Origin of the sequence: Methanobrevibacter sp. (assembly GCF_030539555.1) — an archaeon.
Classification (GTDB): Archaea; Methanobacteriota; Methanobacteria; order Methanobacteriales; family Methanobacteriaceae; genus Methanocatella.
In genome coordinates this window covers 1-24393 of the sequence record NZ_JAUNXX010000021.1, presented here as the reverse complement: position 1 = coordinate 24393, position 24393 = coordinate 1, and the positions used below count along the sequence as shown (strand labels likewise).

The 24393-nt window shown below is 34.4% G+C and carries 24 protein-coding genes and 2 tRNA genes; 24 read left to right on the top strand and 2 right to left on the bottom strand.

The genetic code is table 11. The features are described from left to right. Positions 1-90 precede the first annotated feature (90 nt). The 6 genes from Q4Q55_RS05725 to Q4Q55_RS05700 all read left to right on the top strand — a co-directional run bounded on the left by Q4Q55_RS05725 (position 91) and on the right by Q4Q55_RS05700 (position 6187). Complete coding sequence (locus tag Q4Q55_RS05725; RefSeq protein WP_303371867.1) at positions 91-1164, top strand: alanine--glyoxylate aminotransferase family protein; 1074 nt, start codon at positions 91-93, stop codon at positions 1162-1164. Continuing rightward, the gene (locus Q4Q55_RS05720; RefSeq protein ID WP_303371866.1) at positions 1157-2485 is read left to right on the top strand and encodes a Gfo/Idh/MocA family oxidoreductase; all 1329 of its coding nucleotides are present in this window, start codon (positions 1157-1159) and stop codon (positions 2483-2485) included. Before Q4Q55_RS05725 ends, Q4Q55_RS05720 begins: the two co-directional genes overlap by 8 nt. Positions 2486-2648: 163 nt before the next feature. After that, on the top strand, positions 2649-3356 hold the full coding sequence (locus tag Q4Q55_RS05715) for a class I SAM-dependent methyltransferase (protein ID WP_303371865.1): 708 nt from the start codon (positions 2649-2651) through the stop codon (positions 3354-3356). A gap of 90 nt (positions 3357-3446) precedes the next feature. Continuing rightward, entirely contained in the window at positions 3447-4271 is an 825-nt protein-coding gene (locus Q4Q55_RS05710; RefSeq protein ID WP_303371864.1) for a phosphorylcholine transferase LicD, read from the top strand. Positions 4272-4345: 74 nt separating this feature from the next. Continuing rightward, entirely contained in the window at positions 4346-5833 is a 1488-nt protein-coding gene (locus tag Q4Q55_RS05705) for a sodium-dependent transporter (protein ID WP_303371863.1), read from the top strand. Between the two features lie 204 nt (positions 5834-6037). Continuing rightward, positions 6038-6187 (top strand): hypothetical protein, encoded by a 150-nt coding sequence (locus tag Q4Q55_RS05700; protein WP_303371862.1) that lies wholly within the window; start codon positions 6038-6040, stop codon positions 6185-6187. On the opposite strand, the gene Q4Q55_RS05695 is transcribed toward Q4Q55_RS05700, so the two are convergent. After that, positions 6179-6403 (bottom strand): hypothetical protein, encoded by a 225-nt coding sequence (locus tag Q4Q55_RS05695; RefSeq protein ID WP_303371861.1) that lies wholly within the window; start codon positions 6401-6403, stop codon positions 6179-6181. The genes Q4Q55_RS05700 and Q4Q55_RS05695 overlap by 9 nt on opposite strands. Positions 6404-6499: 96 nt before the next feature. On the opposite strand from Q4Q55_RS05695, the gene Q4Q55_RS05690 reads away from it, so the two are divergent. From Q4Q55_RS05690 to Q4Q55_RS05650, 9 genes are all read left to right on the top strand, one after another. Further along, positions 6500-6871: a flagellar protein, FliL gene (locus Q4Q55_RS05690; RefSeq protein ID WP_303371860.1), complete on the top strand. Its 372-nt coding sequence runs from the start codon at positions 6500-6502 to the stop codon at positions 6869-6871. Positions 6872-6876: 5 nt separating this feature from the next. Continuing rightward, positions 6877-7161 carry a hypothetical protein gene (locus tag Q4Q55_RS05685; protein WP_303371859.1) on the top strand — a complete coding sequence of 95 codons (285 nt, stop codon included), beginning with the start codon at positions 6877-6879 and terminating at the stop codon, positions 7159-7161. A gap of 91 nt (positions 7162-7252) precedes the next feature. Beyond that, the gene (locus Q4Q55_RS05680; RefSeq protein WP_303371858.1) at positions 7253-7687 is read left to right on the top strand and encodes a hypothetical protein; all 435 of its coding nucleotides are present in this window, start codon (positions 7253-7255) and stop codon (positions 7685-7687) included. Positions 7688-7827: 140 nt separating this feature from the next. After that, entirely contained in the window at positions 7828-8559 is a 732-nt protein-coding gene (gene purC, locus Q4Q55_RS05675) for a phosphoribosylaminoimidazolesuccinocarboxamide synthase (protein ID WP_303371857.1), read from the top strand. 9 nt (positions 8560-8568) lie between these two features. Beyond that, complete coding sequence (gene purS / locus Q4Q55_RS05670; RefSeq protein ID WP_303371856.1) at positions 8569-8835, top strand: phosphoribosylformylglycinamidine synthase subunit PurS; 267 nt, start codon at positions 8569-8571, stop codon at positions 8833-8835. A gap of 10 nt (positions 8836-8845) precedes the next feature. Beyond that, positions 8846-9490 (top strand): phosphoribosylformylglycinamidine synthase subunit PurQ, encoded by a 645-nt coding sequence (purQ, locus tag Q4Q55_RS05665; RefSeq protein ID WP_303371855.1) that lies wholly within the window; start codon positions 8846-8848, stop codon positions 9488-9490. Positions 9491-9499: 9 nt separating this feature from the next. Then, positions 9500-10219 (top strand): uroporphyrinogen-III C-methyltransferase, encoded by a 720-nt coding sequence (gene cobA, locus Q4Q55_RS05660; RefSeq protein WP_303371854.1) that lies wholly within the window; start codon positions 9500-9502, stop codon positions 10217-10219. After that, positions 10220-12004, top strand: coding sequence for a glutamine--fructose-6-phosphate transaminase (isomerizing) (gene glmS, locus Q4Q55_RS05655; protein WP_303371853.1), 1785 nt, complete (start codon positions 10220-10222; stop codon positions 12002-12004). It abuts the gene before it with no gap. 387 nt (positions 12005-12391) lie between these two features. Then, positions 12392-14251, top strand: a complete 1860-nt coding sequence (locus tag Q4Q55_RS05650) for an Ig-like domain-containing protein (RefSeq protein ID WP_303371852.1) — start codon at positions 12392-12394, stop codon at positions 14249-14251. On the opposite strand, the gene Q4Q55_RS05645 is transcribed toward Q4Q55_RS05650, so the two are convergent. Beyond that, complete coding sequence (locus tag Q4Q55_RS05645) at positions 14242-15459, bottom strand: MnmC family methyltransferase (RefSeq protein ID WP_303371851.1); 1218 nt, start codon at positions 15457-15459, stop codon at positions 14242-14244. The two genes, Q4Q55_RS05650 and Q4Q55_RS05645, sit on opposite strands and share 10 nt — an antisense overlap. Positions 15460-16551: 1092 nt before the next feature. Between Q4Q55_RS05645 and Q4Q55_RS05640 the strand changes: the two genes are divergently transcribed. The 9 genes from Q4Q55_RS05640 to Q4Q55_RS05600 form a co-directional block, all read left to right on the top strand. Then, entirely contained in the window at positions 16552-17160 is a 609-nt protein-coding gene (locus tag Q4Q55_RS05640) for a hypothetical protein (protein WP_303371850.1), read from the top strand. A 289-nt stretch (positions 17161-17449) separates the two neighbouring features. Then, positions 17450-19429 carry a tRNA guanosine(15) transglycosylase TgtA gene (gene tgtA, locus Q4Q55_RS05635; protein WP_303371849.1) on the top strand — a complete coding sequence of 660 codons (1980 nt, stop codon included), beginning with the start codon at positions 17450-17452 and terminating at the stop codon, positions 19427-19429. Between the two features lie 4 nt (positions 19430-19433). After that, entirely contained in the window at positions 19434-20102 is a 669-nt protein-coding gene (locus Q4Q55_RS05630; RefSeq protein WP_303371848.1) for a class I SAM-dependent methyltransferase, read from the top strand. 79 nt (positions 20103-20181) lie between these two features. Next, positions 20182-20255, top strand: a tRNA-Gly gene (locus Q4Q55_RS05625). 8 nt (positions 20256-20263) lie between these two features. Continuing rightward, positions 20264-20337 (top strand) — tRNA-Gly (locus Q4Q55_RS05620). Between the two features lie 145 nt (positions 20338-20482). After that, a complete protein-coding gene (locus Q4Q55_RS05615; protein WP_303371847.1) occupies positions 20483-21520 on the top strand; it encodes a hydroxymethylglutaryl-CoA synthase in 1038 nt (345 codons plus the stop codon). 12 nt (positions 21521-21532) lie between these two features. Then, positions 21533-22690 carry a thiolase domain-containing protein gene (locus Q4Q55_RS05610; protein WP_303371846.1) on the top strand — a complete coding sequence of 386 codons (1158 nt, stop codon included), beginning with the start codon at positions 21533-21535 and terminating at the stop codon, positions 22688-22690. 25 nt (positions 22691-22715) lie between these two features. Continuing rightward, entirely contained in the window at positions 22716-23561 is an 846-nt protein-coding gene (locus Q4Q55_RS05605) for a DUF1848 domain-containing protein (RefSeq protein WP_303371845.1), read from the top strand. 190 nt (positions 23562-23751) lie between these two features. Beyond that, on the top strand, positions 23752-24393 hold a 642-nt coding region (locus tag Q4Q55_RS05600), incomplete at its 3' end, for a DUF1848 domain-containing protein (RefSeq protein WP_303371844.1).

Sequence of the window (24393 nt, the reverse complement as noted above, 5' to 3'; positions counted from 1 at the left end):
TGGAAATTTTTAAATATTTCTTTTTTTAAATTATATTTATATAAAATAATATAATTTTTTGTTTAATAAGTATATTTTGGATGTTTTTTCATGTTAAATTTCACTGTTGGTCCTGTAATGAGTAGTGCATCAGTTCGAAAGATTGGGGGTGAACAGACTCCTTATTTTAGAAATGATGAGTTTTCAAAAGTCATGTTTGAAAATGAGGAATTGATGAAAGAGTTTGTATATGCTAGTGATGATTCAAGAGTTGTATTTATTACTGGATCTGGCACGGCATCTATGGAAGCTACTGTTATGAATGTATTTAATGAACAAGATAAAGTTCTCATTGTTAATGGGGGTGGTTTTGGCCAACGTTTTGTTGATTTATGTGAGATTCATAATATTCCAAATGAAGAGATTCAACTGGATTTTGGGCATAATATTACAAAAGAAATTCTAGATTCATATTCGGATAAAGATTATACTGGGTTTTTAGTTAATATCTGTGAGACAAGTTCTGGAATTTATTATGATTTGGATTTAATCAGTGATTTTTGTAAAGAAAATAACATTTTTTTAGTTGTTGATGCCATAAGTTCATTTTTAGCTAATCCTTTAAATATGGTTGAACAGGACATTGATGTAGTGATAACGGGTTCTCAAAAAGCATTAGCTTGTCCACCCGGTGTTTCTATTGTTGTTTTGGGAGAAAATGCGCTTAAAAGAGTTGAAAATAATCATGTTAAATCAATGTATTTTGATATCAAAGATATGTTAAAAAATGCTGAAAGAGGTCAAACTCCTTTCACTCCCGCAGTAAGTATATTATTACAAATTAATCAAAGATTAAAAGAAATTGAATCTCAAGGTGGTGTTGAATCAGAAATTGAAAGAATTGCTAACTTGGCGCAAGATTTTAGAAAAAGAATTTCTGAGTTGCCATTTGAAATTAAAACAGAATCTCTGTCTAATTCAGTTACTGCAGTTTTTTGTAGTAATGCTTTAGAAATTGTTGAAAAATTAAAATTGGACTATAATATTTGGGTTAATCCAAATGGAGGCGATTTAGCTGATAATATGTTTAGAGTCGGTCATATTGGATATTTAACAATTCAGGATAATGATAAACTTATTGATGCATTAAATGATTTAGAAAAAAGAGGAATTATTCATGATTAAAGTAATTACATATGGAACTTACGACTTGTTTCATTATGGTCATCAAAGACTTTTAGAAAGGGCAAAAAATTTGGGGGATTATTTAATTGTTGGTGTTACCACAGATGATTTTGATAAAAAAAGAGGTAAAATCAATGTAAAGCAATCTTTAATGGAGAGGATTGAATCGGTTAGGGCAACTGGACTTGCTGATGAGATAATTGTTGAAGAATATGAAGGTCAAAAAATTGATGATATAAAAAGATATGGTGTTGACATATTTGCAATAGGATCAGACTGGGTTGGTGAATTCGATTATCTTAAAGAATTCTGTGATGTAGTTTATTTACCTAGAACTGAAGGAATATCAAGTTCGGATATACGATCTGAATATAGGAGCGTTAATTTAGGCCTTGTTGGTAATGGCAATATAATTAAAAAGTTTTTCGATGAATCTAAATTAGTTAATGGAATTACTGTTAATGCAATATGTACTGATAATGAAAAAGAGAAAAAATGTTATGAAAATGAAGAGTTAAGTTTAATTGATGATTATGATGAGTTATTAAATCTTGTTGATGCAGTATTTATCTTATCTCATCCATCAAAACATTATTCACAAATTAAAAAGGCTTTAAATCAAGGAAAACATGTTTTATGCGAATCTCCAATAGCTTTAGCTAAAAATGAATATGTTGAATTGGAAAAATTAGCTTCTGAAAATGATTTGATATTAATGGATTCGATTAAAACTGCTTATTCAACTGCATTCAATAGGTTGTTACTTTTAATTAAAAAAGGCAATATTGGTGATGTCTATTCAGTCGATGCAACCTGTACAAGTATAAGGGAATATGATGACAAATCTTGGAATAGTATTTCTTCTTGGGGACCAACAGCACTTTTACCAATATTCCAAATTTTGGGTGTAGATTATAAGAACAAAACAATTAGTTCATTGATTTTAGAGGATAAACCTAATTTTGATTTATTTACAAAAATAGATTTCCAATTTGAAAATGCGGTTGCATCAATTAAAGTTGGAAATAGTGTCAAATCTGAGGGTGAATTAATAATCTCTGGAAGTGAAGGTTATGCCTATGTTCCGGCACCTTGGTGGAAAACAGATTATTTTGAATTAAGATATGAAAATCAAGAGGATAATAAAAAGTATTTTTACCAATTGGATGGTGAAGGGATAAGATATGAACTTGTAGCATTTGCAAAATCTATTGAACTCGGTAAGAATAATGCATACGTTGAAAATCAGGTTTCAAAAGCAATTTGTAAAATAATGGAAGATTTTGAAAATAATGAATTTGATATTATCAATAAATATTAAATGATATAAATGATTTCATTGATATTTTGGATGATTGCCTGATTAGTTTTTAGAAAAAATGGGGTTGTCATATATTAATTAAGTAATCCAACAATTATTTATATATGTTAAATTCATATTTTTTAGCAGTAAATTAATAATATTATTTTAATAGGTGAATTTTATGTCTAGATTATATGGTGATAAAGAAGATATTAATTCTGATAAAGTGAAAGATTTCTTTAATAAAAGAGTAAATAAAGATTTTGATAGTGATTTGTCAATTTTTTTATTTCAAGATAAGGAAAACTCTGAACAAAGGCATGAAGAAGAGAAAAAATTATTATTTGAAAATATTAGTGTTGAAGGTAAGAAGGTCATTGAAATCGGTTGTGGAATTGGTCGTTGGGCAGAAGCATTACATGATAAATGTGAATCATTTTTAGGATTGGATTTCTCAGAAGATTTAATTGAAATAGCAAATAAATCACAAAATTATGATAACTGTAAATTTCAGGTTATGTCAGCTACAGACATTAAAGTTGATGAATTGTTAATTGAACCACCTTTTGATGTGATTATTTTCAGCGGATTTTTAATGTACATCAATGACAATGATATTGGGGCTGTAATGGAAGAAGTAAATAATATTGGCTCTGAAAACATGAAAATATTTGCCATGGAACCAATTTCCTGTTTGGAAACAAGACTAACTCTTAAAGATTTCTATTCAGAAGGTTTGGAATCAGATTATAACGCAATTTATCGTACAGAAAACGAATATGTTGAAGTTTTCAAGAAATTAAATTGCGATAATATTTTTTCAGATGATATCTTTAAAGATTTAAGTGACCATACAGAAACTCAATATAAATTTTTTATAGTTGAATAAATATTATGATAACTCGTTTTGAGTTGTCATAAATTGAAATTTTAAGATGTAGTTTGACATAAATAATTTTTTTTTATAGTGGAGATTATAATGGGAAGTAATCAAAATGAAGAAACACTTCAGCACATTAAAGATGTTGAATTGATGATTCTAAAGGATTTTACTGAAATCTGTGATGAAAATAACATAGAATATTATTTAATCTATGGAACTCAAATAGGTGCAATCAGACATCAGGGATTCATTCCATGGGATGATGATGTTGATGTCATTTTATTTAGAGAAGATTATGAAAAGTTTTTAAATGTCATGGAAAAAAATCCTAATGAAAAATACACAATATTCGATTCAAGATATGACAGTGAATACTTCTTTCAATTCGGCAGAATGTCTTTGAATGACACGTATTGGGCTGAATACTGGGATAATCAGGTTTCCTTTAAATTGGGAATTCATGTTGATTTGTTTATATTGGATAATCTCCCGAATAATAAGTTTCAAAGATGGCTTTATATTCAAAGATGTTATTTCATGGCAAGATTTCACTCAATTTCAGTATTGACCTTTAATAATTATTCAAAACCAGTTAATTTTATTTTAAATTCATTACATAAGTTTTTGAATCTATTGGGTTTGACTCCAGACCATTTTCAAAAGAAACTGCTAAAACTTTTCACAAAATATGAATCTAATGAAGGTAAGTATGTGACTGATTTGACTTTAATGGAAAGGGTTACATTTTTAAGAACAGATTATAAACCTCCAAAAAAAGCAAAATTTGAAGATATTGAAGGAAATATTCCTAATGATGATTACAATACATTGACTCCTATTTATGGTGATTACATGCAACTTCCTCCAGAAGAGGACCGTGTTGCACATATTTTAAATGAAATTGATTTCGGATCATACTAATTTTTAATCTAAACCTATTTATTGTCTCATTGACAAACATTAAAGACATAAAATTAATAGGAAAAAGGGAAATTATGGAAGATAAAAATGAATGGGGCAGCAACCTTTCGTTCATCCTGGCAATGATCGGTTCTGCAGTCGGACTTGGAAACATTTGGAGGTATCCTTATGTACTGTACTCTAACGGTGGGGGAGCGTTCTACATCCCTTATATTGTGGCAATTCTTCTTATGGGAATGCCGTTTCTGATATTGGAGTATGGCGTCGGATACGATTTCAAATCTTCTTTTGCAAAGGCAATCCATAAGATTGACTCCAAATTTGAATATTTGGGCTGGCTTTTGCCGGTGGCTGTTTTTATGATTATGATTTATTACTCAGCTATTCTGGGTTGGGATGGAATTTACATTATTTTGAGTTTCTTTAAGGGTTGGGGAGCAGATCCTAATGCCTATTTTACCACAACACTTCTTCAGTCTTCAGATTCATACATGGGCCTGACCCACTTCATACCTGTCATTGCCGTTGCAATGCTTGTCGGTTGGCTAATCATCTGGTTTATCTCTCACAGGGACCTTGAAGCGGGTCTCGGTAAGGTTTCCAAGGTGTTGGTTCCAGCATTGTTTGTCATCATGGTTGTCATTGTCGGATTTTCACTGACACTTCCGGGCGCTTCAATCGGTTTGGCGCAACTGTTCAACCCGGACTGGTCCTTGCTGACTCACTTTGAGATATGGATGGCTGCTTTCGGACAAATCGTATTCTCTTTGAGTCTGGGAATGTCAATAGCATTTACATATGCAAGCTACACCAAAGACGATGCGGACTTGATTACAAACACCATTTCAATCGCTCTTGCAAACTCATTGTTTGAAAACTTTGCCGCTTTGGGGGTATTTTCAATTTTGGGTTACATGTCACTTCAGTCAGGAACTGCAGTGGCCGATCTTGTCACTCAAGGAACTGGGTTAGTCTTCATAGCATATCCTACAGTTTTCAATGTGCTTGGCCAATGGGCAGTTGTTTTGGGACCTCTGTTTTTCCTGACAGTTTATCTGGCAGGTCTTACAAGCATATTATCCACAATCGAGCCGTTGTCCTTTTCAATCCAGAACAAGTTCGGTCTTACAAGGTCAAGAACCATGACAATACTAATCGTTGTCGGAGCTGTAATCTCAATGGTTTATGCAACATCATATGGCGGTTCGATTTTAGGTTATGTGGATACTTTCATCAACCAGATTGCACTTCTGTTTGGTGTTATAGTTGAATGTATCGTATTTGCTTGGGTATTTAAGGCTGATAAATTAATTGATTTCTTGAATGCAAGGTCAAAAACCATTAAGCTTGGCAAATGGTGGCTGCTTATCGTTAAATACATTCTTCCAATCGTCATTTCAATCATTTGGGTTGGCGGAATGATTGACGTTATAAACAACAGTACCATTGATCAGTTGAACTTTACCATAGTCTCAGCCCTGCTGTTGTTGGGTGTCAGTCTGGCATTCACCCTTTTACCTGCCAAAAATGAGAATTGGGATAATGCCGAAGAAAGAGTTTAAATTTGATTGGATTAATTTCTAATCATTCTATTTTTTTCATTGATTTTATTTTGTAAAATTGATATCATTGTGTAATATTGTAAATGGATGATGGGCTTTTACTTGATTTTGATGTAAACAATTCACCGATATCACTTGAGATTTTAGACGCTTCTAAAAGATTCAATCTAAAAAGAAAGTTTAAATAATATTTTCTTTTTCAAAATGGAAGTTTCTGTGGATGATAAATCAATTTCTCTAAATGCGGTAATTTGTGTATTGATTGATGATATAGAAAATACTCAAAATATTGAATCATTCACAAGTAACAGTAGCCATATCTCCAATATTTTTGCAGAGTTGGCTTTAGTTTAGATTGAAAAGTAAATCCTGCATTTTTTGATTTAAACTGTTGGGGTTGTGGTTCAACAGGTCAATGGTGATTGTTTCTTCTGCATCATCAATTATTATGTCATTATAGTCATCTGTGTTTAAATCGGCTTCGCTGGCATCAGTATAATAGACTCCAACTATCAAACCCAAAATACATAATAAAAGCATGAGAAGTATTGCGGTGTTTTTCATATCCATAATTTTATTTTATTTTTTGTGATATATAAATTCAATAGAAAAGTATTTTAAGGACTTGTTTCAAATTGTAATTGAAAGCTTAAAAGAGGTGAGAATATGAAAAGCTTTATCATAATCGTTTTAGGGATTATTGTAGCATTGCTGATTGTTGGCGGTGCTGTAGCATATTCTTTCATGAATGAATTAGGTGATAATATGAACGATGGCAATTCAGATATTATTGGCAAGGTAAAAGATAAAGTAAGTAGTGTTGCATCTTCTGAAAGTTCAGATTCATCTTCCAGCTCACAATCAGGAGATAGTGACATTGTAAGTGAAGAAGTGAAATTCAATGCTCAAAACGGCGAAGGATATTATCGTGAAGTGACTTATAAAGATGGTGGATTCCGTCAATATGACAAAGATTCAGGTGAACTTATAGGTTCTTCATATGAGTCAGATCAAGGAAATCTCCCTAGCTTGGAATGAGTGCCATGATTCTTAAGGATTTGCTGGAGCATTTCGAGATTGACTGTGAGTTTCCAGATTATCTTTTAAATCAAACATTCAATGAGGTCTTTTTGGATGGAGACCTCACAAAAACAGATGACAATTATGAAATAGTAGTTACAACACGTCAGGACGTTACTCATCAGATGTTTTTAAAACCGGCTGAGGAATATCCTGTTGTGATAATGTCAATCCTTCCGAACGGTTCTTTAAATGGGATGAAATTCGGTCAAATTGAAAGTGATGTAAAATACGTCAATGGCTTATAGAACTGCTATTTTTTCTATTTTTTTTAAACTTTTCTTTTAATTGAATTATTTTTACACAAAAACTCGAGATGCGAAGGAATTTTTAAGTAATATGAAATACAAAATTGAAAATAATATTGCTTTACTTGATAATGAAGCCATTGATTTGATAATCGCTCCGGACATGGAGCATGACTTCGATATTAAGGAATTGCTTGAAGATACCTCTAACTTGCTTGTTAATGCAATAATTGATGATGATGAGTTCCATAGGGATTTAATCGACTGTCAAAGGAAAATGTTAAAAAGGTTTTTAAAAGAAAAAGAAAGACAAGAGGTAGAAAAAATGTTAAATATAAAAGCTGAAGATTATGGTTTGGAGCCTAATGTCACAGGATTTGAGGAATCAGTTAATTTGGCTTATCTTGACGGTATTGATGATGCTAAATATGAGGATGCTCGCAACTTTCTTAAAGAGGGTGTTGATGAGGAAATTGTTTCCCGGGCAACAGGCCTCGATTTGGAAATTGTCCGAAATCTCAAATGAGTGTTTTTAAAACATTCATTTTTAACTTTTTTTTAATCATAATATATTTTAGTTAACTTCTTTTAAATCTCATTAAATAGTATTATATAATATTTTATCTAAAAATTATAATATACTAATTTAATAATTTTGTTGATATCATGGACAAAAAAGAGTTAATTAACGGTGGAAAAGTAAAAAGCGTATACACTACAGACAACGAAGATGAAGTCATCATCGAGTTTAGAGACGACATGACTGCCGGCGACGGAGCAAGAAAAGAGGTAATGAACAAGAAAGGAGCATACAATGCAATCATATCTGCTAAAATCTTCAAGGTTTTAGAGGAAAACGGCGTTGAAACCCAGTTCATTGATTTGCCTGAACCTAACATCATGCTTGCTAAAAAACTTGAAATGATTCCGATTGAAGTTATCGTAAGAAATATAGCTACTGGCAGTTTGGTTCGCAAATACCCGATTGCAGACGGCACCAAACTGGAACCTCCAATAGTTCAAATGGATTTCAAGGACGATGAATATCACGATCCTATGCTGAATCGTTCAATTATAAATGCATTGGGCATTGCTAGTGATGAGGAAATAGATATCCTAATCGAAAAGGCATTGAAAATCAATGAAGTGTTAACCAAATTCTTTGCTGATGCAGGAATTATTCTGGTTGATTACAAAGTTGAATTCGGTAAGGACAAGGATGGAAACATTCTTTTGGGTGATGAAATATCTCCTGACGGATGCAGATTATGGGACAGTGAAACATTGGAGATGCTGGATAAGGAACTGTTCAGAAAAGGAAAAGATAATGAAGTTATGGACGCTTATATTGAAGTATACAATAGAGTTATTCCTGATGAGGAAAAATTTGATTTTTAGGTGAGTTATATGTTATTTGATATTGAAGTTAAAATCTCTTTAAAAGACGGTATGTTAAATCCTGAAGCTACTCAAGTCGAAAGGTCTCTTGATTTATTGGGTTATGAAGTTAAAAACGTTAAGACTGTTGAAACCATCAAATTCCAGATGGAAGGTGAAGACAGAGAGGTAATCAGAGAAAATGTCGTAGACATGTGTGAAAGATTGCTCTGCAATCCAGTAATTCACAATTATAAAATCAATGTCATTCCACAGAACATGGCCTGTGGCAAATAGAGGGATTGAGATGAAAATTGGTGTAATTAGATTTCCGGGAACCAACTGTGACAGGGATGTTGCACAGGCTATTGAACTTGCCGGTCTCACTCCGGAATATGTATGGTGGAGCGAAGACAGCCTGACTGACTATGACGGTATTGTCATTCCTGGAGGATTCTCATATGGAGACTACCTGAGGGCAGGTGCTATGGCATCCATCACTCCTGTAATCGATGGAATTAAGCAGTTGGTAAAAGAGGAAAAACCGGTATTGGGAATCTGTAACGGAGCGCAAATTTTAGGCGAAATAGGCCTTGTTCCAGGAATTTTCATAACAAATGAATATCCCAAATTCAACTGTGAATGGGTTGAGCTTAAAGTAGGAACATCAAGAACTCCATTCACAAAAGCCTTTGAAAAAGGTCAAACAATAAGACTTCCAATAGCTCATGCTGAAGGAAGATTTTACACAGAAGACATTGATTTATTAAAAGATCAGGACCAAATCGTATTGCAATTTGAAGGCAAAAACCCTAACGGTTCAATGGAAGCAATAACAAGCGTTTGCGATGAATCCGGTCTTGTTTGTGCAATGATGCCTCACCCTGAAAGGGCTTGCGAGGAACTCTTCGGTTCAGATGATGGTTTAAACTTCTTTAAAGGATTTTTATAAAGTGGTATAATGGTAGTTTATTTAATAGGTGCAGGCCCTGGAGATGCTGATTTAATAACTCTTAAAGCTGTAAAAGCTTTAAATAAGGCTGATGTTGTTTTATATGATTATCTGGCCAATGAAGAAATATTGGCACATGCTCCTGATGATGCAGAAAAAATATATGTTGGAAAGAAGGCAGGCGAGCATTATAAAACTCAGGACCAAATCAATGAGTTAATTATTGAACAGGCTCAAAATCATGAAAATGTTGTAAGACTTAAGGGAGGCGATCCTTTTGTCTTTGGTCGTGGAGGAGAAGAGATATTGGCCTTAATGGAACATGATATCAAATTTGAGGTAATTCCGGGCGTAACTTCAGCTATTGGAGCACCAACATCCCTTGGACTGCCTGTAACTCACAGGGCAGTGGCAACTTCTGTTACTGTTGTAACAGGTCATGAAGACCCGACAAAAGCTGAAAGTCAGGTGCATTGGGACTATACTGCCGATACTTTAATAATTCTAATGGGAATTGGAAATATCAAAGAAAACACTGCTGAAATCATGAAATATCGCTCAGCCGACACACCTGTTTGTGCAATTGAAAGCGGAACACTTCCTGATGAAAATGTGGTTTTTGGAACTTTAGGCGATATTTCCGATAAGAAAATCAACACTCCAGCTATTCTTATAATAGGGGATGTAGTAAATCTTTATGAGGATATTTACAATTACAAAGGTGATTAGATGTGTGGAATTGTAGGTTGTATTTTAAAGGAAGATGAAGATGTAGCACCTATCCTTTTTGATTGTATTTCTAAATTGGAATATAGAGGATATGATTCAATTGGTTTGGCTACATTTGCTGATGATAACATACACATTAAAAAGGACAAAGGCAAAATCGAAGAAGTGGATAAGAAATTGGATTTAACAGACATGCCTGGAAACTTCGGTATAGCGCATGTCCGTTGGGCAACTCATGGGGATCCGTCAAAACTGAATTCACACCCTCATGTTGATGAAGACAACAGTATCGCTGTTGTTCACAATGGTATTATTGAAAATTATCTTGAAATCAAGGAAAAATTAACTCTCGAAGGTCATGTATTCAAATCAGACACAGATACTGAAGTGATTCCTCATCTGATTCAAAAGTTTATGGATGAAAAGTTCGACTTGGAACATGCTGTGAGAAAAACTATTGATATTGTCGAGGGAGCTTATGCATTGGCGGTTATCAGTAAAAAGGAACCTGATAAAATTGTTGCAACACGTAAAGATTCACCATTGATTGTTGGGATTGGTGAGGAAGGATATTATCTTGCATCCGACTCTCCAGCCATATTGAAGTATGCACGGGACATAATCTATCCTGAAAGGGGAGAAATAGTCATTTTGGATAAGGAAGGTGTTGTTGTCCATGATGAATTCGACAATGTGGTAAACAAAGAGATAGATACCATCAACTGGACACCTGAAATGGCTGAAAAGGAAGGTTATGACCATTTCATGATTAAGGAGATTAATGAACAGGCAACAGCCGTCAGAAATACATTGACTCAAAAGGATAACATTCAGGAAATAATCGATGATGTTGGGGATATCCAAAGGATATGCTTCGTTGCATGCGGAACTTCGTATCATGCTGCATTATCAGGTAAATATCTGATTGAATCCCTTGCTGGTGTTCCGACTGATGTCATCCTTGCATCTGAGTTTAAATATTCCGCTAATACTTTAAATGAAGAAACTATGGTAATATTCATTTCACAATCAGGTGAAACAGCCGATTCACTTAAGGCGTTGGACGTTGCCAATCAGACATCCAGGACTTTGGGAATCGTTAATGTGGCAGGATCATCCATTACAAGAAGAGCACATTATGTAATTCAAACTCAGGCAGGCCCTGAAATAGGTGTTGCAGCAACAAAAACATATGTTGCACAGCTAACATCAATCTACCTGTTTGCGGCATTGCTTTCCAAAAATATGGAGTTGCTTAAGGAACTTGAAAAGGTGCCTGATTTCATCGATGAGGCTCTGGAAGATATTGACTACATTAAGGAAATCTCAAAACGCTACAATTATGCCCGTGACTTCTTTTATCTGGGAAGGGGCTATTCCTATCCGACAGCATTGGAAGGTGCATTGAAGCTTAAGGAGATTACTTATATTCATGGTGAAGGATATGCTGCAGGTGAGCTGAAGCACGGTCCTTTGGCTTTGATTGATGAAGGAATTCCTGTTGTAGTTATAATACCTCCTGGAGACAATTACAGGAAGACCATGAGCAATCTTGAAGAGGTGAAGTCTCGCGGTGCGAATGTTTTGGCTGTGGGATCCTGTGATGATGAATCGCTAAAGGCCAAGGCGGATTCTGTAATATCAATCAACGCTGATGTCAAAGAGATAATTGCGCCGCTGGTTTACATTGTACCCTTGCAGTTGATTGCATATTATATTACAATTGAAAAGGGACATGACCCCGACAAACCTAAAAACTTGGCAAAATGTGTGACTGTGGAATAGGCTTTTTCAACAGTCTCATCTTTTTTTATTATTTTGGCTTTATTTTAAATTTAAAGTTAGCTGATGTTTTATTTTTATAATCACTGGTCGGATTTTTCTTTTTTCTTTTTTTATTTGGGCATGTTAAATTGATATTCTGTTTAATTAAAGTTGTATTTATGTATCAATTTTTTTAAAATAATTATTTTCATGATTGCATTTTTAATTAAATTATATCTTTTGATATCAGTTTCAACTATCTGTTTATTTTCATTTTCATTATAACTCTATTTGTGCTTATTTTTCCCAAATTAACCTTTTTTGTGTTTTTTTTGATAATCAAAAGCTTTTTATAAGAAAAGTGTAATATGATTTATTACAAACAAAATGTTAGATGGAGTCGACGTTATGTTTAATAAGAAAATAAAATTATTTTTTGTAACTCTGATTTTCATGTTGTCAATTTCAGCTATTGCAGCTGCAGACACCAATTCTTCAGATGACATGATTCTCGGGGAAGTAGAAGAGGAACCTCCTTCGGGCAGTGTTCAAGACAGTTCTGCTGATGATAATCTTGATGCTGCAAGCGGAGGATATACGCTAAGCAGCAGTGACGTAAATATGTATTATAAAAACGGATCAAGTTATGAAGTAACGCTTTTAAAAAATTCAAAACCTGTACAGAACGCATCATTGTCTGTAAACCTCAATGGTGTCGTTTATAAAAAGGTCACTGATGAATCCGGAAAGGTGTCAGTTCCAATCAACTTGAATTCCGGAAGTTATGTTGTTTCTGCCGCTTATAATAAGGTAAGCGTTAACAATAAGGTTAAAGTATTGCCCGTGGTTGTAGCAAAAGATGTTACTAAAACCTATAAGGGCACAGTGAGTTACACTGCTAAATTTTTGGATAATCATGGAAATCCGTTAAAGAATGCCAATGTCAAGTTTAAGATAAATAACATGACCTACACTAAAAAAACAAATTCGAACGGTATAGCGACTTTAAGTACCTATTCTTTGGCTGTCGGAACATATACTGTTTATGCAATCCATCCGAACGGATACAAAAAATCAAATAAGATTGTTGTAAAAACTTCCATCAAGTCTTCAGGTCTTGTGAAGCATTATTCAAGCTATAAGAAATTTTCAGCAACATTTTACGGCAGTGACGGAAAGGTATTGGCGAATAAATATATTAAATTCTATCGCAAAGGTGAATATTTCAGTGTGAAGACTAATTCCAGGGGTGTGGCTTCAATAGATATCGTTTCCAAACCAGGATCATTTAGCATGGTTTCAATCAATACCGAAACCGGAGAAAAAAAGGTGAACACCGTTAAAATTTTACCTACTTTATATGCAAATAAAGTAACAACATTTTCAGATAAAACCGCCACATTCAAGGTAAAGCTCTACAAGAATGAGAAATTGGTTAAAAACTCAATAGTCTATGTTTACATCAAAGGGGTTAAAAAAACACTTAAGACAAATTCCGATGGTGTTGCAAGTGTCAGCTTCAAGCTGGCTAAAGGAACTTACACATTCACATCAAATGATCCCTACACAGGTTATTGCATCAAAACCAATGTAAGTGTTAAAGCTCCGACTATAAAGGCAGGCAATAAAATTGCATATCAGGATAAGACTGCAAAGTATACTGCAACTCTTTTAAAATCAGACGGCAGTGTTCGTAAATATGCAAATATGAAGATTACCCTCAACGGAAAAACATACACTGTAAAAACTAATTCAAAAGGTGTTGCAAGTCTCAGCTTTAAACTTAATAAAGGTACCTATACTGTAACGTGTAAGGATTTAACCAATGGCTACACAATATCCAAGAAAATTACGGTTTATGCAGGGTTCACAGGTATGAAATTTAACAAGTATGGTGTTTCTGAAGATGGAAAATATATCCTTGCCATAGGTAGGCCTTCAGCGATAGGCGATGCGTCTGAATATACCTGGTACAAAACAGTATTTGAAAGGACATGCCCGTATTGTCATGGTCATAACCTTTATTGGAGTGTATTCTGGGCAAAGGACGAAACAACTGATGTTGGAATTTTCCCTGCAACAGGAAATAAGGAGCCGGGCAGTATTGAGGGAATGATTTTCTGTGCTGACTGTGACTGTGACTTTTCAGTCTTCGGTAATGAGCATGTATGGTCAAATCCAATGCATCTGACAATCGTTTCCCCTACAGTGGATTCGTCTAAAGCCGAAGCATATGCACTTAAAAGCGGAAGTTATGTTTATCCATAATTTCCCGATTTAACTTTTTTTAATCTTTTTTCCATATCTAAAATTCTATTTCTTGAATTGTTTTCGCTGTCCTGTTTTTTTGAGTAATTTTTCTCACATTCAACTATGTAGAAAGCCTCTTTCGATGTTGTTGATGGGATGTTCATCTTGGCCAGATTGCGTTCAACCCTTCTTTTCAGCTTTTCATCATCCATTTCACAGGCTAGAAATATCGGCGTTTTGACTGCTGATGAGATTTTTGTGTTATGACGTGCAATGTGTCTTTCTTCAGTTCTTTTCTCTAAAATGTATTCGCTCATGTTGTTCAAACCAGGGTCTCTGAATGGAATTCCGACATCGGACAGTGCGATTCTTATCTCATCGTTTTTTGGAAGTGAGGTGTCAAGCATCAATGGATTCGGACTGGCCAGTGTTCCACCTTGTTTTCTTCCGAATATCGGACCTTGCCCTATATAGAATCCTGCTTCAATAAATGCCGCTCTTATGGGGGCTGATGAAGTGTATGTGGCAACGATGCCGTCATCCTTAATAATCCGTTTGAATTCTTTAAAGAATTCGAGTGAGAATAATTCCGGAGCCATATTCTGTGAGAATGGATCTAAAAATATCGCATCATAGGTATTGTCCTTTAATTTTTGGACAGTTTGCCTTGCATCCTCAATATAGACATTGATGGTGATGTTTTCAGGAATTTCTGTTTTCTCCATATTTAATGTTGCATAATCCTGAGCAATAAGTTCATCTTCAATTGCTTTTTTGGTAATGTCATGTTCATTAATGGGTGAAGGTACCAAAAGTCCACAGGCAAGCGTTGCATGGGATATTTCAACCATATCTATTGTTAAGCTGGACTTGGAGCTATTTTTCATAAAATCAGCTATTGCCGCTGATGAATTGTAGCCCAGTCCTGCACAGATGTCTAGGATGGCCAAGTCTTTATTGTAATTGAATTTCATCGGCTTGATAAACTTCTCAAATGACTCACTTATTGCACCTGTAGATGTATGTAACGTTTCAACTTTGTGATTTATTTCCTTTGAGTTGATAGAATATGATCCATCATCAGTTAAAACAAAATAATCTTTGTAAGTATCAAAAAAATTAACCCTTCCTTCATTATTTCGACTACTTTTTTCTTCATCGAAACATGAATTGACCAAATCGAATATGTCATCACTAATTATTCTAGCATTTTCTTCATAACTCATTTTATCTAATAGAAAAGTTTATTTTTTTTAATATTTATGGATTGTCGAAGTTTTCAATGAAAAAATAAGAAAAGATGGGTTTTTATGAAAATTTTTCATAAAATCGTTTTATGATGTTGTTTTAAGCATATTATTGATTAAAATTATTTAAATTGTCTTTTTAATGATTAATTGTTGTCATTTTTTAGAGATGTAGGTTATTCCAATGGGATTTGGTAGTGATGTTTGCAGAATGGTCTGCAGTCATCTGCTTTGATGCTGATTTTTAAATGTCTCTTTCAGATTGTCAGTGGGATGTTACATTATTTTTCATCCGATTTCACTTGCTTATTTGGAATGGATGAGGTTTATATGGTGGCTGATTGGGAAATAACACACGATTAGGTCATATCTTTGATTTTTTCATGCTTTAAATTAAATTTAATTTTAAGCTTGAATTTTCTAATATGGGGCTCTTAAATATTTATTAATGATTAATAAGGACTAAATTGTGGGTTTTTTAATTTATGAAATCGTTTTTAGTCAGTTTCTTCTTAATTTGTTTTAATTCAAATTATATTTATTTTTGCCTGTTTTGCTAAATACTTGTTGTTTGTTCTTTTTTTAGAGTTTTGGAATTTCTATAATCTTTTCTCATTTCTATTCTATTCTGATTTAATAAACCGTTAAAGCATGATTTTTGATATGATTTGCTTATTATTTATTGGAATTAATTTGAAATGGGCTGATTTGATGATTATTTGCCTTATCTGAGAAGGTTACGTTAGATTTGATATTATCATTATTCGATTTTGTCTTTCGGATGTCTTCAGCTTTCAACCTTTTAGGGCTGATTTCAGCAGTTTTAATCCATTTAATTTTTCGCTTAAAATTGCTTATTTTTTACATTTTTCTATTATTTTTGCTTATTTTTTGATAAAAAGATTTATATATGACTTATTTCAAAAGAATAACTAACAATCTTAAGTATTGTGATATTTTACTTAAAAATTTTAAGTAAAAATTTTACAATTTTTTCACTTGGGATTGATTAAAAAGCGAGATGAAAAAATGCATAATAAAAAGAATATTTTAATAATGTTTTTGTTCATTATGTTATCTTTCGCTATAATTACAAATGTTTCAGCAATAAGTGCTGCTGAAGTTAACGGGGCGACATCAGATCACGCCCTCGGACAGACCAATATTGTTGGACATGATGTTGCAGGCGAAAGAAGTAATGCCATGCAAAGTCATGTTGACGATTTAAAATCCCATAATGAACAAAAATCATTCGATAAATCTCCAAAGAATATTGGAGATAAAAATAATAGAAATGTGAATTTGTACGGACATAATGGGGAAAAACCTTCAGATTTTAATGTGCCAAAGAATGTGTCCTCCAAAGATAAGAACATTCCAAAACCTATGGACCACAAAAACAATGCTTCACTTCCTCCAAAAAAAGACATCAAAAACATGTCTGATATGAAGCCTATGGATAACAAAACCAAAAAAGTTCTTAAAGTTGACAAAAAAGCAAAGAAAAACATCAATGCTAAAAAAATCAACAAAAAGATTAATCCAAAACTCAATAAAAAGGTAAATAAAAACATTAAAATCAAAAAAACAGCTAATAAAAAAATGAACTCCCTTAAAAAAATCAAAAAGATAAATAACAATTTGTCTAAAATGCCGAAAAAGGAGATGGCTAAATTATAAACACGAACGGGTTAAGTTATCTTAACCTCCTTTTTTCCTTTTTTCTTATTTTATCAATTTTTTCATGATTCTGATAATTCAACATCCCAATGGCAATTTTTATTTTTCAGATAAGCAAAATTTATATAATTTCTAGTTTAAACTTTATTTAGATATTGGTGGTGCTCCAAATAATTTGTTGGAGACCATTCTTTTATAAAACCAATATAAAATTGTATTTTTCTCATAATTTCTGAATTATATGATTTTAATTGAATATTTTCAAAATCAATCAGGTAAGGTAAAATAAATGTTTGAAATCAAAGCAAAAGACAATATGGGGAGGGTCGGTGTTCTAAAAACCAAGCATGGAGACGTTAAAACTCCAGCATTGATGCCGGTAATCCACCCTAGAAAACAGGCAATAGATGTGGGCAAATATGGTGCTGATATTGTAATTACCAATGCGTATTTAATTTATAAGGATGAGGACCTAAAAAAAGAGGCTGTTGAAAAGGGACTGCATGAACTGATACACTTCGACGGACCTATCATGACAGATTCCGGTTCTTTCCAGCTGTCCGTTTACGGTGATGTTGAAATCACCAACAAGGAAGTCATTGAATTCCAGGAATTGATTAAAACAGATATAGGAACAAGTCTGGATATTCCGACAGCACCTTTTGTAGACCGTGAAAAGGCTGAAAGCGATTTGAAGATTACTCTTGAAAGGGCAAAGGAAGCGGTTTCATATAAAAAAGAGCAGAATATGGAAATGTTATTGAATTCCGTTGTTCAGGGTTCAACATTCCTTGATTTAAGACGTGAATGTGCAAAGGAGCTGTCCAAGCTTGACGCTGATTTATATCCTATAGGTGCTGTAGTTCCTCTGATGGAGTCATATCACTATAAAGACCTGGTTGATGTTGTAATGAATTCCATGAAGGAGTTGTCAGACACCGTTCCCCGCCACCTGATGGGTGCAGGACACCCTATGATATTCGCATTGTGCGTGGCAATGGGATGTGATCTGTTCGACTCAGCGGCTTATATCTTATATGCTGAAGATGACAGGCTTTTATCAACAAGAGGAACTTACAAATTGGAGAACCTGCAGGAAATGCCATGTTCCTGTGAAGTGTGCACCAAATACACTCCAGATGACTTGAGGGCAATGCCTAAAGAGCAAAGAAGAGATTTGATAGCTCAACACAATTTGCATGTTTCCTTTGCAGAGTTGAGATTAATCAGACAGGCCATTTATGAAGGCAGTTTGATGGAACTTGTTGAAGAGCGATGCAGAGCACATCCGGCACTTCTTGAAGCTGTAAGGCAACTTGGAAACTACTCACAGGACTTGGAAAAATATGATCCGAGAAGCAAAAAGTCCGCATTTTTCTACACCGGTCCCGAATCACTTTGCAGGTCTGAAGTTTTAAGGCACATGCAGAAATTACGAGAAATGCCTAAGAAACGTGATTTGGTCATTTTGCCGCCTACAAGAAAACCTTACTCCAAATTCATCTCAGGAAAACTTGGTGAATTCTATATTTATGGTGCTGAACAGGAAATCGACCTTGACAATACTGATTTCATGGTATTGGATGTTCCATTTGGATTGATACCGCTTGAAATTGATGAAGTATATCCTTTAAGTCAAAATGATGCTCCCAAAACCCGTGATGTGGACAGCATAGAATTTATTGAAGATTTCATCAATGAATTCGTTGAGTACTATGAACAGGTTCTAATCCACTCAAGAATCATCAGGGATCTGGAAATAGGCCTTTACAATAAATGCATTGATTCGGATGAAATAAGATATGAGAAGGATGATGTCAAAAAGATTAAGGCCATTGCCGATTATCAGTTCGGTGTTGGTGCTGGGGAAGCTTTGTTCACAGGCAACATAAACATAGAGAAAAGTAAAAAAACTGGAAAAATCAGACATATCTATGATGGAAAAGTGTTGATTGTTAATATGAGGGCATCCGATTCATTTTTAGTTTTATCAAAAGAAGGTGCGAAAAGACTTCACAATGCAATGCCTTATCCGCAAAACAGGGTTGTTGTAACTGAAGATTCCGTGCCGTTTGCTCTTGATGGAAAAAGCGTTTTCTGCAAGTTTGTAAGCGAATGCGATGAAAATATACGGGCAAAAGATGAAGTTCTGATCGTTTCTGAAGATGACAAGTTACTGGCTTATGGCAAAGCCCTTTTAGGGGCCTGTGAAATTGAACAATTCCAAACAGGTCAAGCCATTAAAACCCGTAAGGGAATGAAGAAGTGATAACATGAGTGAAAATGATAAAGTTAATACAGGTCATAATATTGAGGATAAAGAATTGATTAAAAATGCAAGAAAACCCGTTGGCGAACTCGGCCATCAGATACTGGATAGAATGAACAAATCCCATGAGGCAATGGCTCAGTGGGGTGTAAGCCATTTTGAGGTAAATGATGACAGTAAAATCCTTGACATCGGATGTGGTGGTGGAAGAAACATCCAACGCTTTGCAGAACAGATTTCTGAAAACGGCCGTGTCGTTGGAATAGATTATTCTGAAGTAAGCGTTGAAAAATCAACTAAACTGAACCGGGAAGCAATCGATAAGGGAATTGTAAATGTGTTGCAGGGATCTGTATCTGACATGCCGTTTTATGATGAGACTTTCGACATTGTAACAGGTTTTGAAACAATTTATTTCTGGCCGGATTTTATCAATGATTTGAAAGAGGTATGCAGAGTTTTAAAAAAGGACGGTTTAGTATTTTTCTGTAATGAAGCTGTCTACAAAGAAGGTGAAATGGAAAAATATGATGACCTGGTAGAACTTCTGGACATGAAAATATACTCTGAAGATGTTTTAAGGCAATCTCTTGAAAAAACAGGTTTTAAAGATTTCAAAGCATATGTTGATGAAGAAAATGATTGGATTTGCATTTTAGCCAGAAAAATTTAATCATTTTTTTGTGAATTTCAAAATAATCGAAAGTTTTATATAACATTAAAACATAAGTTTATTTGTTGTTAGTTTTCATGCGGTGTTAGTCCAGCCTGGTTAAGACTCTAGCCTGCCACGTTAGAGACCCGGGTTCAAATCCCGGACGCCGCATTTTTTATGCAGTCGTGGTATAGTCTGGTTATTACTTGGGCCTTCCAAGCCTACAACCCGGGTTCGAATCCCGGCGACTGCATCTTAATATGTTTTCTTTTTTTAAAATTCTTATTTTGTTTAAAAAATAGCTATTTTTTAGTTAATTTTATATAATAATAAAAATATAATATGAATAATTAAATTAATTTTTAATTTCGTTTAAGATTATTATTTAAGGTGATTTAATGGTAGGAATAGTAGGATATGGGGCACATGTGCCATCATATAGAATTAAGGTAGAAGAAATAGCTAAAGTATGGGGAGATGACCCTGTAGCTTTATCTAATGGATTGGTTGTTAATGAAAAGTCCGTTCCTTCTGCTGATGAAGATACTGCAACTATTGCGGTAACTGCTGCTAGATACGCTCTAGCAAGAGCTCAAATCGACCCAAGTAAAATCGGTGCTGTTTATGTCGGTTCAGAATCCCATCCATATGCAGTAAAACCAACTGCTTCTATTGTTGCGGAAGCGGTTTGCGCAACTCCAAAAATGACCGCTGCAGATTTGGAATTTGCCTGTAAGGCCGGAACCGCAGGTATTCAAATGACAATGGGACTTGTTGAATCAGGCATGATTGAATATGGATTGGCTATTGGTGCTGATACTTCACAAGGTGCGCCTGGTGATGCTTTGGAATACACTGCTTCTGCCGGTGGGGCGGCGTATATTATAGGAAAAGAAAATACAATAGCTGATATTAACACAACTGTCAGTTTCACTACAGACACTCCTGATTTTTATAGAAGAGAAGGTCAAAACTACCCGTCTCACGGAGGACGTTTTACAGGTGAACCTGCTTACTTCAAGCATGTCTTAAGTGCGGCTAAAATGCTATTTGAAGAGACAGGCACTAAACCTGAAGATTATGATTATGCATGTTTCCATCAGCCTAACGGTAAATTTTACCTAAGAGCAGGTAAAAAATTAGGATTCTCATCAGAGCAAATCAAACAAGGATTATTAACTCCTAATATAGGAAATACCTACTCTGGTGCTGTACCTCTTGCATTATCTAATATTTTGGATGTTGCAGAGCCTGGAGATAACATCTTTGTTGTCTCATACGGATCAGGTGCAGGAAGTGATGGATTTACAATTACAGTAAAAGATGAAATTGTTGAGCGAAGAGAATTGGCTCCAAAAACACAGGATATTATCAATGACAAAACATATGTTGATTATGCTGTTTATGCTAAATTCAAAGGCAAAATTAAAATGTAAGGGGGCTTTTTTATGAGAGATGTTGCGATTATCGGAGTTTCACAAACAAAATTCGGTGAATTATGGGATTCATCATTCAGAGATTTGATTGCTGAGGCAGGTGTAAAAGCTTTAGTGGATGCAGAAATTGATGGTGCTGACATTGAAGCAATGTTTGTTGGAAATATGTCTTCCGGACTCTTTGTAGAACAGGAACACATTGCTGCACTTATTTCTGACCATGTAGGTCTTAATCCAGTTCCAACCACAAGAGTTGAAGCTGCTTGTGCTTCTGGGGGATTGGCTCTAAGACAGGGAATCATGGCAGTTGCATCAGGTTTTCATGATGTGGTAATTTCTGCAGGTGTTGAAAAAATGACAGATGTCGTTGATGCCACCCCGGCTATTGCCACTGCATCAGACCAGGAATGGGAAGCACAACAGGGAGCAACTTTCCCGTCATTATATGCAATGATTGCAAAAAGACACATGTACGAATATGGCACTACACGCGAACAGCTGGCACAGTTTTCTGTAGTAAACCATAAAAATGCATCCAAAAATCCAAATGCACAATTCCCATTTGAAATCACTGTAGATAAAGTATTAAACTCTACCATGGTGGCAGATCCATTAACCTTACTTGACTGTTCTCCTGTAAGTGACGGAGCAGCAGCTATTGTAATGGTTCCTGCTGAAAACGCTAAAAAATACACTGATACTCCAATTTATGTAAAAGCTTCCGCACAGGCTTCCGGAACCTTAACATTACACGACAGAAAAGATATCACTACTATTGAATCTACCAAAGTGGCTTCCAGAAAAGCTTATGAAATGGCGGGAGTAACAGTAAAAGACATTGATGTTACTGAAGTGCACGACTGTTTTTCCATCAACGGGCTTTTGGCAGTAGAAGATTTGGGCTTTGCTGAGAAAGGTAAGGGCGGAATAGCTATTGAAGAAGGTCAAACAGAAATCGACGGTGATTTCCCAATCAACTCCTCCGGTGGTCTTAAGGCACGTGGACACCCATTAGGTGCTACAGGTATTGCTCAGGCTGCTGAAATTGTATGGCAACTTAGAGGAGAAGCTGGTGGAAGACAAGTGGAAGGTGCAGAAATCGGTATGACCCATAACATTGGAGGAACCGGTGGTACTGCAGCTGTACACATTTTCGGAAGAGATTTATAAATCTCTTTTATTTTTCTTTTTTTTCATGATAATCAATACAGGTTCAAGAACTGATATTCCTGCTTTTTTTCATAAGTGGTTCTTAAACAGGATTGAAGAGGGTTTTGTATGCACAAGAAATCCTTATAATGATGATATTTATAAATATCCTTTGAATTCTAAAATCATTGACTGTTTGTGCTTTTGCAGTAAAAATCCCAAACCATTACTAAAAAATATTGATAAAATTGATGATTATAATCAGTTCTGGTTTGTAACGATAACTCCTTACGGTAAAGATATAGAAAGAAATGTTCCAAGTTATAAACAGGTTATTAAAAGCTTTAAAAAGTTATCAGAAACTTTGGGAATCAATAAGGTTTCATGGAGATATGATCCGATATTTGTTGATGAAAAATATTCATTGGATTATCATATTGACAAGTTTGAAGAGATGGCATGCGAACTTGAAGATTACACTAATGACTGTACAATCAGTTTCATTGACTTGTACCGGAAGGTTTTAAGGAATTTTCCGGAGGTCAGGGAAGTTAGTGAGGATGAAATGCTAATTATTGGAGATGAATTTGCAAAAATTGCCAAGAAATATAATATTCAAATGAAAACATGTGTTGAAGGAACTCTACTGGACAAATTCGGATTTGATTCTTCGGGATGTATGACTCAGCAGGTTATTGAAAAAGCTATTGGATATAATTTAAAAATCCCTAAAGGAAAATACCAAATCCGTGAATGTAATTGTATATTTGGCAGGGATATTGGAGCATATAATACTTGCCTTCACGGTTGTAAGTATTGTTATGCCAATAGTATAGAAATTATCTACTACTTTTCTCTCACTACAAATAATAATATTATTCTTCCTCAATAATTAAAGTTTTGGAAATTCGTTCAAATCGTAGAATTTTAACATATATTCAGATATAAAATAAAAATATTAGTGAATGTATAGAAATAAAAATGTTGTCTTGAACAGTTATTATTTATCAGAAGTGGTTACATAAGGCTGGTCAAAACACAAATAAGAAATGTTAATGTCACCAGATATAGTAAGTGATAACATGATAATAAATGTCGGCGGAAGAACAGATATAGTGAACTACTATACTCCATGGCTATTGAACAGACTTGAAGAGGGATATGCATATTCAAGAAATCCCTTTGCAAGGGAGAATGTATATAAGTTAAGTTTAAATCCTGAAGATGTTGATTGTCTTCTGTTCTGCTCCAAAAACTACCAACCTATCCTGAAACATATAGGTGACATTGATGAAAAGTACAATATATTGTGTAACTACACGATTACTGCATATGGCAAGGACATAGAACCGAAAGTCCCATCAATAAATCAATCTATTAAAACGTTGAAACGATTATCTGATATTGTTGGTAGCAATAAGATTCTCTGGAGATATGATCCAATACTTCTTACTGAAAAATACACTATGGAAAAACATCTGGAAACATTTGAGTATATGGCTGAAAAGATTTCACCATTAGTTTACAGATGTATATTCAGCTTTGTTGATATGTACAAAAAAGTTGAAGAGAACATGCCTGAGATAATTCCACTCACTGAAGAGGATAAAGAAAAGCTATTGAAAGGGATTGGTGAGATATCAGAGAGATATAATATTTATACACAATCCTGTGCAACAAATGAAAGCTATGAAAAATATGGGATACATGCTGCAGGATGCACT

What these genes read in the sequence shown, in the direction of transcription:
- Q4Q55_RS05725 (WP_303371867.1), top strand. Translation starts at nt 91, where the DNA reads ATGTTAAATTTCACTGTTGGTCCTGTAATGAGTAGTGCATCAGTTCGA.
- Q4Q55_RS05720 (WP_303371866.1), top strand. Translation starts at nt 1,157, where the DNA reads ATGATTAAAGTAATTACATATGGAACTTACGACTTGTTTCATTATGGT.
- Q4Q55_RS05715 (WP_303371865.1), top strand. Translation starts at nt 2,649, where the DNA reads ATGTCTAGATTATATGGTGATAAAGAAGATATTAATTCTGATAAAGTG.
- Q4Q55_RS05710 (WP_303371864.1), top strand. Translation starts at nt 3,447, where the DNA reads ATGGGAAGTAATCAAAATGAAGAAACACTTCAGCACATTAAAGATGTT.
- Q4Q55_RS05705 (WP_303371863.1), top strand. Translation starts at nt 4,346, where the DNA reads ATGGAAGATAAAAATGAATGGGGCAGCAACCTTTCGTTCATCCTGGCA.
- Q4Q55_RS05700 (WP_303371862.1), top strand. Translation starts at nt 6,038, where the DNA reads ATGGAAGTTTCTGTGGATGATAAATCAATTTCTCTAAATGCGGTAATT.
- Q4Q55_RS05695 (WP_303371861.1), bottom strand. Translation starts at nt 6,403, where the DNA reads ATGGATATGAAAAACACCGCAATACTTCTCATGCTTTTATTATGTATT.
- Q4Q55_RS05690 (WP_303371860.1), top strand. Translation starts at nt 6,500, where the DNA reads ATGAAAAGCTTTATCATAATCGTTTTAGGGATTATTGTAGCATTGCTG.
- Q4Q55_RS05685 (WP_303371859.1), top strand. Translation starts at nt 6,877, where the DNA reads ATGATTCTTAAGGATTTGCTGGAGCATTTCGAGATTGACTGTGAGTTT.
- Q4Q55_RS05680 (WP_303371858.1), top strand. Translation starts at nt 7,253, where the DNA reads ATGAAATACAAAATTGAAAATAATATTGCTTTACTTGATAATGAAGCC.
- purC (WP_303371857.1), top strand. Translation starts at nt 7,828, where the DNA reads ATGGACAAAAAAGAGTTAATTAACGGTGGAAAAGTAAAAAGCGTATAC.
- purS (WP_303371856.1), top strand. Translation starts at nt 8,569, where the DNA reads ATGTTATTTGATATTGAAGTTAAAATCTCTTTAAAAGACGGTATGTTA.
- purQ (WP_303371855.1), top strand. Translation starts at nt 8,846, where the DNA reads ATGAAAATTGGTGTAATTAGATTTCCGGGAACCAACTGTGACAGGGAT.
- cobA (WP_303371854.1), top strand. Translation starts at nt 9,500, where the DNA reads ATGGTAGTTTATTTAATAGGTGCAGGCCCTGGAGATGCTGATTTAATA.
- glmS (WP_303371853.1), top strand. Translation starts at nt 10,220, where the DNA reads ATGTGTGGAATTGTAGGTTGTATTTTAAAGGAAGATGAAGATGTAGCA.
- Q4Q55_RS05650 (WP_303371852.1), top strand. Translation starts at nt 12,392, where the DNA reads ATGTTTAATAAGAAAATAAAATTATTTTTTGTAACTCTGATTTTCATG.
- Q4Q55_RS05645 (WP_303371851.1), bottom strand. Translation starts at nt 15,459, where the DNA reads ATGAGTTATGAAGAAAATGCTAGAATAATTAGTGATGACATATTCGAT.
- Q4Q55_RS05640 (WP_303371850.1), top strand. Translation starts at nt 16,552, where the DNA reads ATGTTATCTTTCGCTATAATTACAAATGTTTCAGCAATAAGTGCTGCT.
- tgtA (WP_303371849.1), top strand. Translation starts at nt 17,450, where the DNA reads ATGTTTGAAATCAAAGCAAAAGACAATATGGGGAGGGTCGGTGTTCTA.
- Q4Q55_RS05630 (WP_303371848.1), top strand. Translation starts at nt 19,434, where the DNA reads ATGAGTGAAAATGATAAAGTTAATACAGGTCATAATATTGAGGATAAA.
- Q4Q55_RS05615 (WP_303371847.1), top strand. Translation starts at nt 20,483, where the DNA reads ATGGTAGGAATAGTAGGATATGGGGCACATGTGCCATCATATAGAATT.
- Q4Q55_RS05610 (WP_303371846.1), top strand. Translation starts at nt 21,533, where the DNA reads ATGAGAGATGTTGCGATTATCGGAGTTTCACAAACAAAATTCGGTGAA.
- Q4Q55_RS05605 (WP_303371845.1), top strand. Translation starts at nt 22,716, where the DNA reads ATGATAATCAATACAGGTTCAAGAACTGATATTCCTGCTTTTTTTCAT.